A 16,286-nucleotide genomic window follows, 5' to 3' on the forward strand; every position below is an offset into this window, starting at 1 on the left:
AATGAGAAATGAATAGTAGGTAAAATATTACAACTTTAACAAAAGAGATAGATAGAGTTAAAAAGAGAAAGAGAAAGCTAAATAAGGGCGTACGGAGGATGCCTAGCTAGTAAAAGCCGAAGAAGGACGTGATAAGCTGCGAAAAGCTTAGGGGAGTCGCATATAGACATAGATCCTAAGATATCCGAATGGGAGAACCTGTATATTAGAAGAATATACACGAAAGAGGTAAGCCTGTGAACTGAAACATCTAAGTAACAGGAGGAAAAGAAAGTAAAAACGATTTTCTAAGTAGCGGCGAGCGAACGGGAAAGAGCCTAAACCATAGTAGTGCCAAGAGGGTATCGTTGCTATTATGGGGTAGAGGGTATATATTAGTCAATTACCATAAGACAGTATGAGTATACTACGAAGCAGAACATAACTGGAAAGTTAGACCAAAGAAGGTGATAGTCCTGTAGGGCGTAAATAGTATATGAGTATATATATAACCCGAGTAGCATCAAGCACGAGGAATTTGGTGTGAATCAGTGTGGACCATATCACATAAGGCTAAATACTTTTACTAAGCGATAGTGGAGAGTACCGTGAGGGAAAGGTGAAAAGAACCCTGAGTAAGGGAGTGAAATAGAATTTGAAACCGTACGCTTACAAGCGGTAGGAGCCCTAAGGGGTGACTGCGTGGATTTTGGTTAATCATCCTGCGAGTTATGATATATGGCGAGGTTAAGTAAAGCGGAGCCGAAGGGAAACCGAGTCTTAAAAGGGCGATAGTCGTATGTTATAGACGCGAAACCTAGTGATCTATGCCTGACCAAGTTGAAGCAAAGGTAAGACTTTGTGGAGGACTGAACTCACCGCCGTTGAAATGATGGGAGATGAGTTAGGTATAGGGGTGAAAAGCCAATCGAACTAGGAGATAGCTCGTTCTCTCCGAAATGCATTTAGGTGCAGCCTTAATAGAAGATATGTGGGGGTAGAGCACTGTTTGACCTAGCGGGCGTATAGCTTAGTGAAGTCATGCAAACTACGAATACCATATATTAATAATTAGGAGTGAGACTATGGATGATAAGGTCCATGGTCGAGAGGGGAAAAGCCCAGACCAACAGCTAAGGTCCCAAATTATGTCTAAGTGGGAAAGGAGGTGGATATTCAGAAACAACCAGGAGGTTGGCTTAGAAGCAGCCATACCTTGAAAGAGTGCGTAACAGCTCACTGGTCGAGAGTATCTGCGCCGAAGATTTAACGGGGCTAAGACATAAACCGAAGCTTTGGAACATATGTAAATATGTTGGTAGGAGAGCGTTCTGTAAGCTGTAGAAGGAGAGTTGAAAGACGATCTGGAGGTATCAGAAGTGAGAATGCAGGAATGAGTAGCGAGAAAGTATGTGAGAATCATACTGGCCGGAAGTCCAAGGATTCCACGGCAATGTTTGTCAGCCGTGGGGGAGTCGGGACCTAAGTGAAGACAGGGATGTCATAGCGAATGGAAAATAGGTTAATATTCCTATACCACTAAATCAACGATTGAAGGGATGGAGTGACGCAGGAAGGTATGTGAGATAACTGACGGAATAGTTATTCTAAGCCAATAGCGTGATTATATAGGCAAATCCGTATAATTAAACGTGAAAGGTGATGGGTAAGCACAATAAGTGTAAGTCACAGATCCTACACTGCCGAGAAAAACTTCTACTGAGGAGATTAAGTGCCCGTACCGTAAACCGACACAGGTGGACAGGGTGAGAAACCTAAGGCCGACAGGATAACTCTAGCTAAGGAACTCTGCAAAATAGCCCCGTAACTTCGGGAGAAGGGGTGCCTATGGTAAGTGAGAAGATAAGTACTTCGAAGCTGAGATAGGCCGCAGTGAAGAGTCCCAAGCAACTGTTTACCAAAAACACAGGTCTATGCTAAGCCGGAAGGCGACGTATATGGGCTGACACCTGCCCAGTGCCGGAAGGTTAAGAGGAGGATTGAGAGATTCGAATTGAAGCCCCGGTGAACGGCGGCCGTAACTATAACGGTCCTAAGGTAGCGAAATTCCTTGTCAGGTAAGTTCTGACCTGCACGAATGGTGCAATGATTTGGGAGCTGTCTTGGCTGGAGACCTGGTGAAGTTGTAATAGCGGTGAAGATACCGCTTACCTGCAGTAGGACGGAAAGACCCCGTGGAGCTTTACTGTAGTTTGGCATTGGGTTTTGGCAATGTGTGTATAGGATAGTTGGGAGACTAAGAAGTAATTACGCTAGTAAATATGGAGTCAATGTTGGAATACCAACCATATATTGTTGAAATTCTAATCAATAAAATGAGACAGTGCTAGATGGGCAGTTTGACTGGGGCGGTCACCTCCAAAAGAGTAACGGAGGTGTTCAAAGGTTCCCTCAGGTTGGATGGAAATCAACCAAAGAGTGTAAAGGCAAAAGGGAGCTTGACTGCGAGATTGACGGATCGAGCAGGTACGAAAGTAGGACTTAGTGATCCGGTGGTACTGAATGGAAAGGCCATCGCTCAACGGATAAAAGCTACCCCGGGGATAACAGGCTGATACTTCCCAAGAGTCCATATCGACGGAAGTGTTTGGCACCTCGATGTCGGCTCGTCTCATCCTGGGGCTGGAGAAGGTCCCAAGGGTTGGGCTGTTCGCCCATTAAAGAGGCACGCGAGCTGGGTTCAGAACGTCGTGAGACAGTTCGGTCCCTATCCACTGCAGGCGTAGAATATTGAGAAGATCTGTCCTTAGTACGAGAGGACCGGGATGGACAAACCGCTGATGTATCTGTTGTCACGCCAGTGGCATGGCAGAGTAGTCACGTTTGGAACGGATAATCGCTGAAAGCATCTAAGTGAGAAGCCGACTTCAAGATAAGTATTCAAAGATACCTTCGAGACTAGGAGGAGATAGGCTAGGGGTGTAAGTGTAGTAATACATTTAGCTGACTAGTACTAATATATCGAAAGCTTTACTACTGTAATATTTTACTACTACTATTTATTTCTAATTGTCCTAGAACAATAAATTTGGTGATAATAGCCACGTGGATACACCTAGTAACATATCGAACCTAGCAGTTAAGCACGTGAACGCCGAAGATACTTCGTAAGCGGGAAAATAGGTAGTTGCCAAATTAAAATTGGATGTCTTTGTAGCTCAGTCGGTTAGAGCATCTGGCTGTTAACCAGAGGGTCGTTGGTTCGAATCCAACCAAGGACGCCATTTTTTTAAGAGTTTATGTATGTTGACAAAATATTTATACTATGTTAATATACAAAAGTATTATACGTGTCTAGGTAGCTCAATCGGCTAGAGCATACGGTTCATACCCGTAAGGTTAACGGTTCGATTCCGTTCTTAGACACCATTTTTTTATATTTGGAGGTATGATATTATGGACTTAAATGCTTTAAAAGTATATTATGAAGTTTGTAAAACAAGAAGTTTTACAAAGGCTAGTGAAAATTTATTCATTAGTCAATCAGCTGTTTCAATACAAATAAAAAAATTAGAAACTAGTTTAGATATTAAGTTAATTGAAAGAGATTCTAAAAACTTCAAATTAACCTTAGCTGGGAAAAAGGTATATAAGATAACAAAAGATATATTTAAAAAAGTTACAAGAGTAGAAAATGAAGTAAAAAGAATTGTTGATGATAAAGAATCAAAATTAATAATTGGAGCATCACATATTATAGGAGAACCTCTTTTACCAAGAATACTAAAAGACTATATTGGTAAAAATAAAGGGGTCAGTTTTGATATATATGTAAAAAATACAAACTCTCTTATTAATAAATTAAAAGATGCTGAGATAGATTTAGTACTAACAGAAGAAGAAATCTTAGAAGATGCTGATTTAAAGGTTATTTATACAGAAGAATATCCTTTTATAGTTGCAGCTCCTAATTTTGTAAAAAAATACGACGATTTAAAAGATATTTTCTTGCTACGTCGTGATAATATTAGAGCAAGTTACTACATTGATAAGTTTGAAAATTTAGTAGGATTTAAAAATAAGAATGAGATGATAGTAAATGGAAGTATAGAAACTATAAAGAATATGGTATCTATGGGTTTAGGATATGCAGTTTTACCGTATTACAGCGCATATGATAAATTAGAAAAAAAAGAATTTAAAATTTTACATAAATTTAAAGAAACAGATAGTAAATTTCAAATAATATATTTGAAAGATAATTTTGATAATGCACTTTTAAATGACTTTATACTATACTTAAAGGAAGAAGATATTACAAAACCACTAAGGGGAGAATAAGATGAAAAAAATTATACTGAGTATAATATGTTTTATATCTTTTTTTTCATACTCGGAAATAATTAGAGTAGCAAGTTTTAATGCTTTGCATTTAGGAACAAGTAAAAAAGATTATAAGACGATGGCTAGAATAATATCAAAATTTGATATTATTGCATTAGAAGAGGTTATGAATAAAAATGGTTTAGATAGACTAGTTAGTGAGTTAGATAATACATATGACTACAAGATAAGTAGCGCAGTAGGTTCTAAGAAATATAAAGAATATTATGCAGTAATGTATAAAAAAAATATAGTTGAAAAGGTTTCTTTGATTGGTAAATATAGGGAAAAAGAAAATGAGTTTATAAGAGAGCCAAGTGCATTTTATGTTAAATCTAATAAATTAGATTTTTTACTAATTCCAGTGCATTCAATATTTGGAGATAATCCTAAACAAAGAGCAAAAGAAGCTAGTAAATACGTAGATGTGTATAAGTATTTTAAAGAATTAACAAATCAAGATGATATTATCATCTTAGGTGATTTTAATTTACCAGCTACAGATAAGGCGTTTGATAATTTAAAAAAAGAAAATTTTTCAAATATTTTAGATCCTAGTGTGGATAAAACTACCTTATCTAAAAAAGGACTTGCTAGTAGTTATGATAATATATTTATAAACTTAAATAATACAAATGCTTTTACAAATAGATATGGGGTATATAACTTTACAAAGAATAATAATGAAGAAATTAGAAAGTATATATCAGATCATTTATTAGTTTTCATAGAAATGGATAATAAGGAGGATTAATGTCAAGTATATATAAAAGGATACTATATCTAGCTATTCCAATAACAATAGAAAACTTAGTTTATAATTTTATAAATTTTGTTGATATATTTATGGTAGGAAAGCCTGATGAAATTTTACATCTTGGACCAGCTGCAATTAGTGCGCTAGGTGTTTCAAACCAAGTATTTTTCATCTTTATAATTTCTTTATTTGGGCTTATGAGTGGTGCTAATGTCCTAGCTTCTCAGTACTATGGTGCAAGAGAGGATTCAAATTTAAGAAAACTTGTTTTAGTTTTTCTTTTAACATCTTTAGTTTATGTACTTCCGTTTTTCTTAGGTTCTACTTTTTTTACAAAAAGAATTATTTCGTTTTATACTAATGATTCTCTAGTTATTAAATTAGGAATAGATTATTTAAAAATAGTAGCATGGACATTTCCATTAACAGGAATTGGAATGGTATTTTCAATACTATTAAGATCTATTAATTTACCTAAATATACGCTTTATGCCTCTATTGTAGGACTTTTAGTGAATGTATCATTAAATACAGTATTAATACCTATATATGGAGTAAAAGGGGCAGCAGTTGCTACAATAATAGCAAGATTATCAAACTTAGTATTCCTTATGTTTATTTTGTTTAAAAAGAAGGTAAAACTAATACCTAATATAGGAGAAATTAAGACGATTAATATATCATTTGTAAAAAAATGTTATGCAGTGTCACTATTAACATTTGTACATGAGATTTTATGGGTACTTGCAATATCATTAAAAGCTTCATTTTATGGTAAGTTGGGAGTTAATGAATTTTCAAGTATACAAATAGCAAATAATATAAATAGCTTACTATTTACTATGTTTGTAGGGGTTACAGCAGCAACATCTGTAATTGTGGGTAATGAAATAGGAAATGATAATAAGGAAAAAGTTATTGAATATACAAATAAGATAGTAAGGCTTTTTATTTTCTTAATAATCATAATAGTGATTTTACTAAATATATCAGCTCCAGTAGTATTAAGATTTATGAAAGTCCCTGAAAATATATATATACTAACAAGAAGTATAATATACTCAGTGTCATTTACAACTATTTTTTCTTCATATACTATGCTATTTTTAGTGGGTATATTCAGAGCAGGAGGAGATTTAAAGTTCTCTATTTTAATAGAAATAATACCACTGTGGTTTGTAGCAGTCCCAATTACATATTACTTTAGTACTGTATACCCACTTCCAGTTTATTTAGTGTATATAGTATCTTACGCTGATGAAATTATTAAGTTAATACCTTGTATAATAAGATATAGAAGCTATAAGTGGATAAGAAAGGTGATATAGTGGAATTAGTTGAAAAATTAAAAAAAGTAGGATTTAGTGATTCGATGGCCTTAGTGTATATAGAATTATTAAAAAATCCTGGATACAACGGAACTCAAATATTTAAAGAATTAGATTTACCTAGAAGTAGTGTGTATAAAGCATTAGAAGATTTACTAGAACTAGAATATATAACATTAATACCAAGTAGTGAAAATTTAAAAAATTATGTACCAAAAGATCCAAAAATTTTAACAAAAGAAATTAAAATTGTATATGAAAATGTTTTACAAACACTAGGCTTAGAACTTGAAATGATATATAGACCTCAAGAATTTAATGAAGTATATAATATATCGGGGCTTAATAATTTTTATTATAAGCTAAATGAAATGATGGAAAAAGCAACTAAAAAAATTGTTGTATCTGGTAAAATTGATAATAGTAAGATTCAAGCAAAAACTGAACTGGAAATTATTAGTAAAAATATATTAGATGAAAATGAAGTATATATTTTAATAGATGATAGTGAGATTTTAGTAGCAAGATTAAATGATAATTATGCAGTAGGGATATATACTAAAAATAGTATAATAATTAAAAAGTATGAAAAAGAAAATTAAAAATTTAAAAATGATAGTATGTATAACAAAAGATAATTTAATGGGTTCTAAAAATGCAATGGGTAATGGACTTTTATGGGATGTAAAAGAAGAGCTTAATTACTTTAAAGAAAAAACAATGGGACACAGTTTATTATTTGGTGTAAATACTTCAAAATACGTACCGATAGATAAAATTAGAAAAACTAGAGATGTATATATACTAGATTATAGTGTAGATGTACCTAAGTTAATTGAAAAACTAGAAGGTGAAAATAAAGAAATTTTTATATGTGGAGGATACAATACCTACAAGTATTTTTTAGAAAAATATATACCTTCTGAAATATATGTTTCTATATTAAAAGATCATGTATTAATAAAAGAAAGCGAAAACAAGTTATACTTTCCTAAATTAGAAGAATATGGATACAAAAAAGAAATGATAAAAGAATATGATGACTTTTATGCTTATGTATATAAGAATTAGTCTTAAGGGCTAATTTTTTTTATATAAAAATGGTAGCGTTACCAAAAAAAATATATGAAGTCAAAAAATAACAAATAAAAAATTTGCTTTTTCAAAATTTTCAGGGTATAAAATGGTATCGATACCAATTTGAAGAAGGAGAAAATAATGAGAAAAGCATTAATAGTTGGGAGTCTTAATGTTGATATGACATTTAATGTAGAGAATTTCGTTAAAAAAGGAGAAACAATATTTGCTAAAAGCTATTATGAAAGCTGTGGAGGAAAAGGAGCCAATCAGGCAGTTTGTGTTTCTAAATTAGGGACAAAAACAGAAATGTTAGGAATGGTTGGATTTGATAAAGAAGGAGAAAAATTAATAAGCAATTTAGAAAATTTTGACATAAAATGTACAATTTTAAAATCTAATTTCCCTACAGGAAGAGCTATAATATCGGTTGATAAGAACGCAGATAATTCAATAATTGTAGTTGGAGGTGCAAATTTAGAAATAAAAAAAGATGATATTGATAATAATATAGAGTCTATAAAAAATAATGATATAATTATACTTCAAAATGAAATTCCAGAAGAGGTTGTAGAGTATACATTAGTAAAGGCAAAAGAAAATCACAAGCTAACTATATATAATCCAGCACCAGCAAAAAAAGTTTCTGAAAAAAAATTAGAAAATACAGATTATTTAGTTGTTAATGAAACAGAAATGGAATTTATATTTGAACAATCTATAAAAGATGAAAATTATTTAGAAAACTTGTTAAAAATAAAGAAAGAAAAAGATATTAAAAATATAATATTAACACTAGGTGAAAAAGGTGTTGTACTATTTGATGATAAAAATGATATTAAAAAGTATGCAGCATATAAAGTAAATGCCGTAGACACAACGGCTGCAGGAGATTCATTTATAGGTGCATTTGCTTCTAAAATTTTAGACACTAATATAGATGAAGCAATAAAGTATGCAATAGCAGTATCAGCTATAGTTGTTACTAGAAAAGGGGCTCAGGAATCTATTCCTACTTTAGATGAAATATATAAATTTATAAAGGAGAACGAAGATGAAAAAAAATAAATTAATTAATTCAGAAATTTCTTATGTGATTTCAAAAATGGGACATACAGATTCTTTAGTTATTTGTGATGCTGGACTTCCAATACCAAATGATGTTAAAAGAATTGATTTAGCGCTAGAAAAAGGGATACCTAGTTTTATTGATACATTTAAAGTGGTTTTAGATGAATTAAAAGTAGAAGCTGTAATAATGGCAAGTGAAATGAAAGAAATATCACCTAAATTACATGATGAAATAATTGAAATTTTATCTAAGGAAAATATAAAAATAGAATATGTAAAACATGCAGAATTTAAAAAAGAAACAAAAAAATCAATGGCAATCATTAGAACAGGAGAATATACTCCTTATGCTAATATTATATTAAAGTCAGGAGTAGTATTTTAATGGAAGAAAAATTATTGGAGTTAAAAAATATAACTAAGACATTTCCTGGTGTAATTGCTCTTGATAATGTTGATTTTAATGTTTATAAAGGTAAGATAATGGCTCTAGCTGGTGAAAATGGAGCAGGTAAATCTACATTGATGAAAATTATTACAGGAATATATATAAAAGATTCAGGTAAAATTTTATACGAGGGTAAAGAGGTTGAATATAAGTCAATAGTGGATTCTATAAATTTAGGTATAGGAATTATCCACCAGGAACTAAACTTACTACCAGAATTATCAGTTATTGAAAATATATTTTTAGGAAGAGAAAGAGTAAATAAGTTTGGTAAAATAGATTATAAGGTAATGGAAAAAGAAGTTTTAGAAATATTCTCTAAACTAGGTATAGAATATGACTTACATAAAAAAGTTAAAGAATTTAGTATAGCTGAACAACAAATGATAGAAATAGCAAAAGTTTTATCTCAAAATGCAAACCTTATAATAATGGATGAGCCAACTGATGCACTAACAGATAAAGAAATAGTAAAATTATTTAATGTTATACTAGAACTAAAAAAACAAGGTAAAGGAATAGTATATATTTCTCATAGGTTAAAAGAAATTTTTGAAATATGTGATGATGTTACAATTTTTAGAGATGGTAAATATATATGCGAAGAAAAAGTAGCTAATATAGATGAAAAAAAACTTATAGAATATATGGTAGGAAGAAAGATAGAAGATTACTTCCCTTATGAAAAAGTTGAAAAAGGGAAAACTGTATTAGAAGTATATAATTTAACAAATAAATATATAAAAAATGTATCATTTGAATTAAAAAAGGGTGAAGTTTTAGGTATTTCAGGATTAGTTGGAGCTGGAAGAACAGAATTATGTAAAACTATATTCGGAAGTTTAAAAAGAGATACTGGACAAATAAAAATAGATGATAAAAATGTGGAAATAAATAGTGTAGAAGATGCACTAAAAAATAAAATATATTACGTATCTGAAGATAGAAAAAAAGACGGATTAATACTAGGAATGAGTATAAAAGAAAATATGAGTATATCTTCTATAAAAGATTTTGAAAACTCTTTTTATATGATAGACCAAGAAAAAGAAATATCAGAAGTTAATAAATATATAGTAAAGTTTGGAGTAAAAGCACCAAGTATTAAAACTTTAATAAAAAAATTAAGTGGAGGAAACCAACAAAAAGTTTCTATAGCAAAAGCCTTAATGACAAATCCTAAGGTTTTAATATTAGATGAACCAACAAGAGGAATAGATGTAGGTGCTAAAAGAGACATATATTTACTTATAAATGAATTGAAAAGAAATGGCATAGCTGTAATATTAGTTTCTTCTGAAATGCCAGAAATTTTAGGTTTAAGTGATAGAATAATAGTAATGGCAAATGGAAAAATAACTAAAGAATTTGATAAAAGTGAAGCAACACAAGAAAAAATAATGAAAGCTTCAATAAATTAAAGGAGAGGTAATGAAAATAAAAGACAAAATTATGAAAAACAAACCGCTATTAGGATTAATAATTTTCTCAATAATAATAGCAATGATAAACCCAAGATTTTCTTCGGTTATAAATATATTAAACATATTTAGACAAACATCTATAAATGCAGTTATTGCTGTTGGTATGACTTTAGTAATTTTAACTGGTGGTATAGATTTATCAGTAGGATCAATTTTAGCTTTAACTGGAGCTAGTGCATCTATTTTATTAAAAAATAATGTAAATTCAATTCTTGTTTTAATTATAGTAATCTTATTAGGAGCATTACTAGGATACTTAAATGGAGTTGTAATATCTAGATTAAAATTACAACCATTTATAATAACATTAGTAAGTATGACAATCTTAAGAGGATTAACATTAGTTATAACAGATGGAAGACCTATTACAGTAGGAAATATTACAGGGTCATTTGAGTTTCTAGGTAACGGATATATTTTAAAAATACCATTCCCAGTAATATTAATGATAATAATTTATGCTTGCATGTACTATATTCTGAACCATACAAGATTTGGGAGATATATATATGCAATAGGTGGGAATGAAGAAACAACTAAATTATCAGGAATAAATACAAATAAAATTAAAACCTTAGCATATGTTTTAAGCGGTGTTTTTGCTACTATTGCTGGTTTGGTTATAACATCAAGATTAGCATCAGCTCAACCAACAGCAGGAAGTGGATATGAATTAGACGCTATAGCAGCAGTAGTTCTAGGTGGAACTAGCTTATCAGGAGGAATAGGAAGTATAGGTGGAACTTTAATAGGAGCATTAATTATAGGGGTTTTATCTAATGCATTAAACTTATTAAACGTCACAGCATATTATCAAATGATAATAAAAGGATTAGTAATATTTATAGCAGTAATTATAGATATAAAATCAAATAAAAATTAGTTATATAAAAAAATATATATATAAATTTAGGAGGAATATTATGAAAAAATTATTTTACGCAGTGTTAATGTCAGCTTTTGTGTTTTCTTGTGGTAGCAAAGAAGCTACTAAAACAGTAGAAAATGCTAATAAAAAAATAGGTGTTGTTATATCAACATTAAACAATCCATTCTTTGTAACCTTAAAAGAAGGAATAGAAGAAAAAGCAAAAGAATATAATTATGATTTAGTTGTAATTGATTCGCAAAATGATTCTGCTAAAGAATTATCAAGTGTTGAAGATTTATTAGTTCAAAAGGTAGATTTAATCTTAATTAATCCAACTGATTCTGATGCAGTTACAAGTAGTATAAAAAGAATTAATGAAGCTAATGTACCAGTTATAACATTAGATAGAGGAGCTAATGGTGGAAAAGTTGTAGCACACGTAGCATCGGATAATGTTAAAGGTGGTCAAATGGCAGGAGAATTTATCTTAGAAAAATTAAATTCTAAAGGTAAAGTTGTAGAATTAGAAGGTATTTCTGGAACAACAGCTGCAAGAGAACGTGGAGAAGGATTTAATAAGGCAATTGAAGGTAAATTAGAAGTTGTTGCAAGACAAACAGCTAACTTTGATAGAACAAAAGGATTAGAAGTTATGGAAAATATTTTACAATCTAATCCAGAAATAAATGCAGTATTTGCACATAATGATGAAATGGCATTAGGAGCATTAAAAGCAATAGAAGCAACAAAAAGAAATATCCTAGTTGTAGGGTTTGATGCAATTGATGATGCTGTAGCTTCAGTTAAAGAAGGTAAATTAGGTGCAACAGTAGCTCAACAACCAAAATTAATTGGTATTTTAGGGGTTGAAACTGCTAAAAAAGTATTAGATGGAAAACAAGTAGAAAAATATATACCAGTAGATTTACAATTAGTAAAATAAAGAGATATTATGAAAATAGGAGATATCGCAAGGTTAGCAGGAGTTTCTACAACAACAGTATCTAGAGTTTTGAATAATAGTAAAAATGTTAAAGAAGAAACAAGAATAAAAGTAAATAACGTAATAAAAGAACAAAATTATTATCCTAATATGATTGCTAGAAATTTATCTAGTAATAAAAATGATACTATTGGATTAATTGTTCCTGACATAAAAAATACTTATTTTTCTAAAATAGTTAATAATATGGTTACTAATGCAGGTAAAAAAAATCTAAATGTAGTTTTAGGCTGTAGTAATGAAGACTTTGAAATTCAAAAAAAATATATAGAATTATTTATAAAGCAAAGAGTAAAAGGAATTATTATAGCAGTAACTAAAAATTCGTACAATGAATTGGAATTTTTTGAGAATATTTCATCTAAAATACCGGTAGTATTTATAGAAAGAAAGATAAATTCTAATTTTCCAACAGTTTGTTTTGAAAATATAAATTCAACTATTAAATCAATAGAAAAGTTAATAGAAAAAGGACATAAAAAAATAGCATTTTTAGCTGGAGATTTAAGTATAAGTACAGCAAGAGAAAGACTAGAAGCTTACAAAAGAGTTTTGAAAAAGTATAATATTAAATACGATGAAAAATTAGTTTTTTACGGAGATTTCTCTATGGAAAGCGGGTATATACTAGCTAAAGAAATATTTAAAACAAATGTATCTGCTATATATATTTCAAATAATTTAATGCTACTAGGATTTTTAAAAGCATTAAAGGAATATAAGAAAAACGAAGATGAATATCTTATATCTACGTTTGAGCACGATGAGATAGTATACTTTATAAATCAAGACATAAACTCATATAAAATACCTTTTTCTGAACTTACAAAAAAAAGTATGGATCTATTGGAAGAAGTTAGCAATAAGGAAAATAAAAAAAATTTAGTTGAAATTGAATTAGATTAGAAATAAATTGCCCTGTTTTTATAGCAGGGTATTTTTAGTACAAAAATTTATATAGTGCATGTTAAAGTTTGATATGCAACACATAAAAAACATGACAAACATCAATAAAATCAATAGGTTTAGAGATTTTGATAAAAAATTTTAAACCTATTTTTTTTTGATAATTCGCTAGAACTTAATAAATTCAAGTGTTCTAAACAATAAAAATTTGATATTATTAAAGTTGATATGCAACACCCTTTTTTAAAGTTGATATGCAACACTTTGGTATTCAAGAAAGGGTAAAAATGAAATTAAAAGATAGAATAGAAATAGAAATTAGATTAAGAGAAAATACTGGTATTAGAGAAATAGCAAGATTATTAAATGTTAATCCTTCAACAGTATCAAGGGAAATTAAAAAGAATAGAATGGTATGTAGAAATAAAAAAGTAATAGAATTAAATTATAGAGATAATGAGGAAATATTAGAAACACATCCATGTGAATTGCTAACTAAAAGCCCAAATGTCTGCAATGGATGTCCTAGATATATAAATAATCATTGCTACTATCACTATGTAATATACAATGCAGAACAAGCAGATAATAATTATCTTAAGTTAAAATCAGAAAGTAATTCTAAAATTAAAAATGAAGTAGTACAAATAGAGTTAAAAAAAGATATACAAAAACTGTTAAATTTAGGACAACCTATCTCACACATACATATATCATTAAAAGAAATATATAAAGACGACATGGTATCTATTCAAACAATATATGACTGGATAAGTAAAGGTATTGTTAAATATACTAAAAAGAAAATAAAGACTAGAGCAACTAATTTAAGTAAAGATAAAATAGAATATAAGAAAAGATTAGAGTTTTTAAAGAATAAGGAATTTCAAGATTTCGTAGAATATACTAAAGGCAAGAACTTAAATATAGTTGAAATGGATTTGGTATGTGGACCTTTAGGGAGTAATGGATACATACTAACAATATTTATTCCTAGAATACAGTTTTTAATGGCATATAAATTAAAATATAAAACGCCTTACGAAGTACTAAGAGTACTAGATGATATTGAAAATAAGATAGGGTATTCTATGTTTAAAAAGCTATTTGGAGTAATATTAACAGATAGGGGATCTGAGTTTTTAAAATTTAATGAAATAGAAATTAGCAAGAAAACTCTTAAAAATAGAACGAAAATATTTTACTGCGATGCAGGAACACCAACACAAAAACCATTTATAGAGAATATTCATAGATTATTAAGAAAAGTGTACCCAAAAGGTGTAAGTTTAGAGAATGTATCACAAGAAGATTTATACGAAGTAGTAAGTAATATAAATAGTTTAAAGAAAAAAGCATACAATAATAAAACCCCTAATGATATGTTTATTGAAACTTATAGTAAAACTTTACTATCAAAACTATCATTAAGGGCATATAATTGTGATGAAGTTGTTTTATTACCATTAAATACAACCTCTAAATAATTATAAACCAAATAATAAAAAATAACAATTAGAAAATCCCAAAGTGTTGCATATCAAACTTTAAAAGTATATAAAAAAAATACTAGGTGTTGCATATCAAACTTTAAAGTACAAAAAAATCAAAAAAACTTGACAAAATGAGTTGTGGGGGGTATTATACATTTAAAGAGATTTTATCTATTAAAATTTATACAAATATTAATAGATATAATTAAATTATGTATAAAATGGGAGGATTTTATGAAATTAAAAATGATGTTGGTTGGGTTAGTTTTAGCAAGTGGTGTTGCTTCTTTTGCGGATGCAAATTTAGAGACTAAAAAATTACAATTGGTAACTAAATTAAGTTCTTTAAATATGCCAAGTTCTTTAAATAATGATATTATGTCTGCTAAGGATGATAATGAATTTGGTCTTGTTGAGAAAAAAGTTGTAGAAGAGGTTAATAAACAATTTTTAGATAGATATAAGAAATTTAAAAAAGCTAGATATGGTAAATTTCAAGGTTCTTTAATCAATTTAGAGGATGCATTTGATAGTTCTAAGGATCCTATAGTTACAATATATGATAAAAAATACAATTTATCAACTGTAGATGGAGCTATTGATTTAACTAATGTATTTTATAATAAAGCAAAGGGAGTAAATGCATTTGATAAAGAGACTGAAACTCTTTTTCCTAATAATGAAAAAGTAAAAGAAATAAAAACAAATACTAAAAAAATAGAAGAGATTATTGTAGGTGAAAAGGCAGCAATAACTTCATTGGATGAAATTAAATCACTGCCTGGTATAAGGGATGTTTATGATAATATAGAAAAAAAATCAATTGAAGGTGAAGAAGAAGATGCGATAGATACATATGATCCATTTGAAAACCAAGATGATCCATGTGAAAACCAAGATGATCCATGTGAAATCCAAATTGAAGCTTTTAATAAGTCAATGACAGATGAAGAAAAAAACAAAAGTGTATATAATGAAAAAAATGAAGAACAACTTCTAGAAAAAATTAAAGAAGGAAAAGCTATAGAAGAAAAAAATAGAGAAAAGAATGCAGAATATGATAATACATTAAAGGTAAAAGAAGGAGAGGTTGAACTTACAGAAGTTGTAAATTATGACTTTACTCTAAGAGAAGCTGATTTTGATGCTGAAGCGGTTGAAAAAAGAATTGTCATATCAGAAGGAAAAGCAATCCAACAAAATGAACAAATAAGAGTAGAATTAGAAAAAACAAATGCAGAAGTTGCTAAAAAAGCAGATAAAACTTATGTTGATGGAAGTTTAAAATCTTTAGGTGAAGCAACACAAAGAGGACTAGCAGAACAAGCAGCATTATCATCATTATTACAACCAGTAACAGCTGGTAAAGGAATGATAACAGCAGGATTTGGAGGACATAATAAGTCTGTAGCTGTTGCAGTAGGTTTAGGTTATAAATTTAATAATAAATTCTCTATAAGAGCAGGGCTTTCTACAAGCTTTAAATCAGTTTCATATAATGCCTCTTTAGGATATGAATTTTAAT

13 protein-coding genes, 2 tRNA genes and 2 rRNA genes are annotated in these 16,286 nt (G+C 29.5%); all 17 read left to right on the forward strand.

Annotated elements, in window-relative coordinates:
- The first annotated feature begins 71 nt into the window (after positions 1 to 71).
- The 17 genes from OMES3154_RS01495 to OMES3154_RS01575 all read left to right on the forward strand — a co-directional run bounded on the left by OMES3154_RS01495 (position 72) and on the right by OMES3154_RS01575 (position 16,285).
- Positions 72 to 2,977: ribosomal RNA gene (locus tag OMES3154_RS01495) — 23S ribosomal RNA — on the forward strand.
- A 50-nt stretch (positions 2,978 to 3,027) separates the two neighbouring features.
- Positions 3,028 to 3,136, forward strand: a 5S ribosomal RNA gene (rrf, locus tag OMES3154_RS01500).
- Positions 3,137 to 3,147: 11 nt separating this feature from the next.
- A tRNA-Asn gene (locus OMES3154_RS01505) sits at positions 3,148 to 3,224 on the forward strand.
- A 68-nt stretch (positions 3,225 to 3,292) separates the two neighbouring features.
- Positions 3,293 to 3,369 (forward strand) — tRNA-Met (locus OMES3154_RS01510).
- A gap of 27 nt (positions 3,370 to 3,396) precedes the next feature.
- Positions 3,397 to 4,281 carry a LysR family transcriptional regulator gene (locus OMES3154_RS01515; protein WP_156683057.1) on the forward strand — a complete coding sequence of 295 codons (885 nt, stop codon included), beginning with the start codon at positions 3,397 to 3,399 and terminating at the stop codon, positions 4,279 to 4,281.
- A gap of 1 nt (position 4,282) precedes the next feature.
- Positions 4,283 to 5,077, forward strand: coding sequence for an endonuclease/exonuclease/phosphatase family protein (locus OMES3154_RS01520; protein ID WP_156683058.1), 795 nt, complete (start codon positions 4,283 to 4,285; stop codon positions 5,075 to 5,077).
- On the forward strand, positions 5,077 to 6,408 hold the full coding sequence (locus tag OMES3154_RS01525; RefSeq protein ID WP_156683059.1) for an MATE family efflux transporter: 1,332 nt from the start codon (positions 5,077 to 5,079) through the stop codon (positions 6,406 to 6,408). Before OMES3154_RS01520 ends, OMES3154_RS01525 begins: the two co-directional genes overlap by 1 nt.
- On the forward strand, positions 6,408 to 7,010 hold the full coding sequence (locus tag OMES3154_RS01530) for a TrmB family transcriptional regulator (RefSeq protein WP_156683060.1): 603 nt from the start codon (positions 6,408 to 6,410) through the stop codon (positions 7,008 to 7,010). Before OMES3154_RS01525 ends, OMES3154_RS01530 begins: the two co-directional genes overlap by 1 nt.
- Entirely contained in the window at positions 6,994 to 7,479 is a 486-nt protein-coding gene (locus OMES3154_RS01535) for a dihydrofolate reductase (protein ID WP_156683061.1), read from the forward strand. The genes OMES3154_RS01530 and OMES3154_RS01535 overlap by 17 nt, the downstream gene beginning before the upstream one ends.
- Positions 7,480 to 7,626: 147 nt before the next feature.
- Positions 7,627 to 8,553 (forward strand): ribokinase, encoded by a 927-nt coding sequence (rbsK, locus tag OMES3154_RS01540; protein WP_156683062.1) that lies wholly within the window; start codon positions 7,627 to 7,629, stop codon positions 8,551 to 8,553.
- Positions 8,540 to 8,941, forward strand: a complete 402-nt coding sequence (rbsD, locus tag OMES3154_RS01545) for a D-ribose pyranase (RefSeq protein WP_156683063.1) — start codon at positions 8,540 to 8,542, stop codon at positions 8,939 to 8,941. Before rbsK ends, rbsD begins: the two co-directional genes overlap by 14 nt.
- On the forward strand, positions 8,941 to 10,425 hold the full coding sequence (locus OMES3154_RS01550) for a sugar ABC transporter ATP-binding protein (RefSeq protein WP_156683064.1): 1,485 nt from the start codon (positions 8,941 to 8,943) through the stop codon (positions 10,423 to 10,425). The genes rbsD and OMES3154_RS01550 overlap by 1 nt, the downstream gene beginning before the upstream one ends.
- 10 nt (positions 10,426 to 10,435) lie before the next feature.
- Positions 10,436 to 11,371: an ABC transporter permease subunit gene (locus tag OMES3154_RS01555; protein WP_156683065.1), complete on the forward strand. Its 936-nt coding sequence runs from the start codon at positions 10,436 to 10,438 to the stop codon at positions 11,369 to 11,371.
- Positions 11,372 to 11,411: 40 nt separating this feature from the next.
- The gene (gene rbsB / locus OMES3154_RS01560) at positions 11,412 to 12,302 is read left to right on the forward strand and encodes a ribose ABC transporter substrate-binding protein RbsB (RefSeq protein ID WP_156683066.1); all 891 of its coding nucleotides are present in this window, start codon (positions 11,412 to 11,414) and stop codon (positions 12,300 to 12,302) included.
- A 9-nt stretch (positions 12,303 to 12,311) separates the two neighbouring features.
- Positions 12,312 to 13,268: a LacI family DNA-binding transcriptional regulator gene (locus OMES3154_RS01565; RefSeq protein ID WP_156683067.1), complete on the forward strand. Its 957-nt coding sequence runs from the start codon at positions 12,312 to 12,314 to the stop codon at positions 13,266 to 13,268.
- A gap of 254 nt (positions 13,269 to 13,522) precedes the next feature.
- Complete coding sequence (locus OMES3154_RS01570) at positions 13,523 to 14,755, forward strand: IS30 family transposase (RefSeq protein WP_156683029.1); 1,233 nt, start codon at positions 13,523 to 13,525, stop codon at positions 14,753 to 14,755.
- Between the two features lie 240 nt (positions 14,756 to 14,995).
- On the forward strand, positions 14,996 to 16,285 hold the full coding sequence (locus tag OMES3154_RS01575; RefSeq protein ID WP_156683068.1) for a YadA C-terminal domain-containing protein: 1,290 nt from the start codon (positions 14,996 to 14,998) through the stop codon (positions 16,283 to 16,285).
- Position 16,286 lies beyond the last annotated feature (1 nt).

The sequence above is a fragment of the Oceanivirga miroungae genome, assembly GCF_902505095.1.
GTDB classification, from domain to species: Bacteria; Fusobacteriota; Fusobacteriia; order Fusobacteriales; family Leptotrichiaceae; genus Oceanivirga; species Oceanivirga miroungae.

Coding starts and splice junctions, on each gene's coding strand:
- OMES3154_RS01515 (WP_156683057.1), top strand. CDS start 3,397: ATGGACTTAAATGCTTTAAAAGTATATTATGAAGTTTGTAAAACAAGA.
- OMES3154_RS01520 (WP_156683058.1), top strand. CDS start 4,283: ATGAAAAAAATTATACTGAGTATAATATGTTTTATATCTTTTTTTTCA.
- OMES3154_RS01525 (WP_156683059.1), top strand. CDS start 5,077: ATGTCAAGTATATATAAAAGGATACTATATCTAGCTATTCCAATAACA.
- OMES3154_RS01535 (WP_156683061.1), top strand. CDS start 6,994: ATGAAAAAGAAAATTAAAAATTTAAAAATGATAGTATGTATAACAAAA.
- rbsK (WP_156683062.1), top strand. CDS start 7,627: ATGAGAAAAGCATTAATAGTTGGGAGTCTTAATGTTGATATGACATTT.
- rbsD (WP_156683063.1), top strand. CDS start 8,540: ATGAAAAAAAATAAATTAATTAATTCAGAAATTTCTTATGTGATTTCA.
- OMES3154_RS01550 (WP_156683064.1), top strand. CDS start 8,941: ATGGAAGAAAAATTATTGGAGTTAAAAAATATAACTAAGACATTTCCT.
- OMES3154_RS01555 (WP_156683065.1), top strand. CDS start 10,436: ATGAAAATAAAAGACAAAATTATGAAAAACAAACCGCTATTAGGATTA.
- rbsB (WP_156683066.1), top strand. CDS start 11,412: ATGAAAAAATTATTTTACGCAGTGTTAATGTCAGCTTTTGTGTTTTCT.
- OMES3154_RS01565 (WP_156683067.1), top strand. CDS start 12,312: ATGAAAATAGGAGATATCGCAAGGTTAGCAGGAGTTTCTACAACAACA.
- OMES3154_RS01570 (WP_156683029.1), top strand. CDS start 13,523: ATGCAACACTTTGGTATTCAAGAAAGGGTAAAAATGAAATTAAAAGAT.
- OMES3154_RS01575 (WP_156683068.1), top strand. CDS start 14,996: ATGAAATTAAAAATGATGTTGGTTGGGTTAGTTTTAGCAAGTGGTGTT.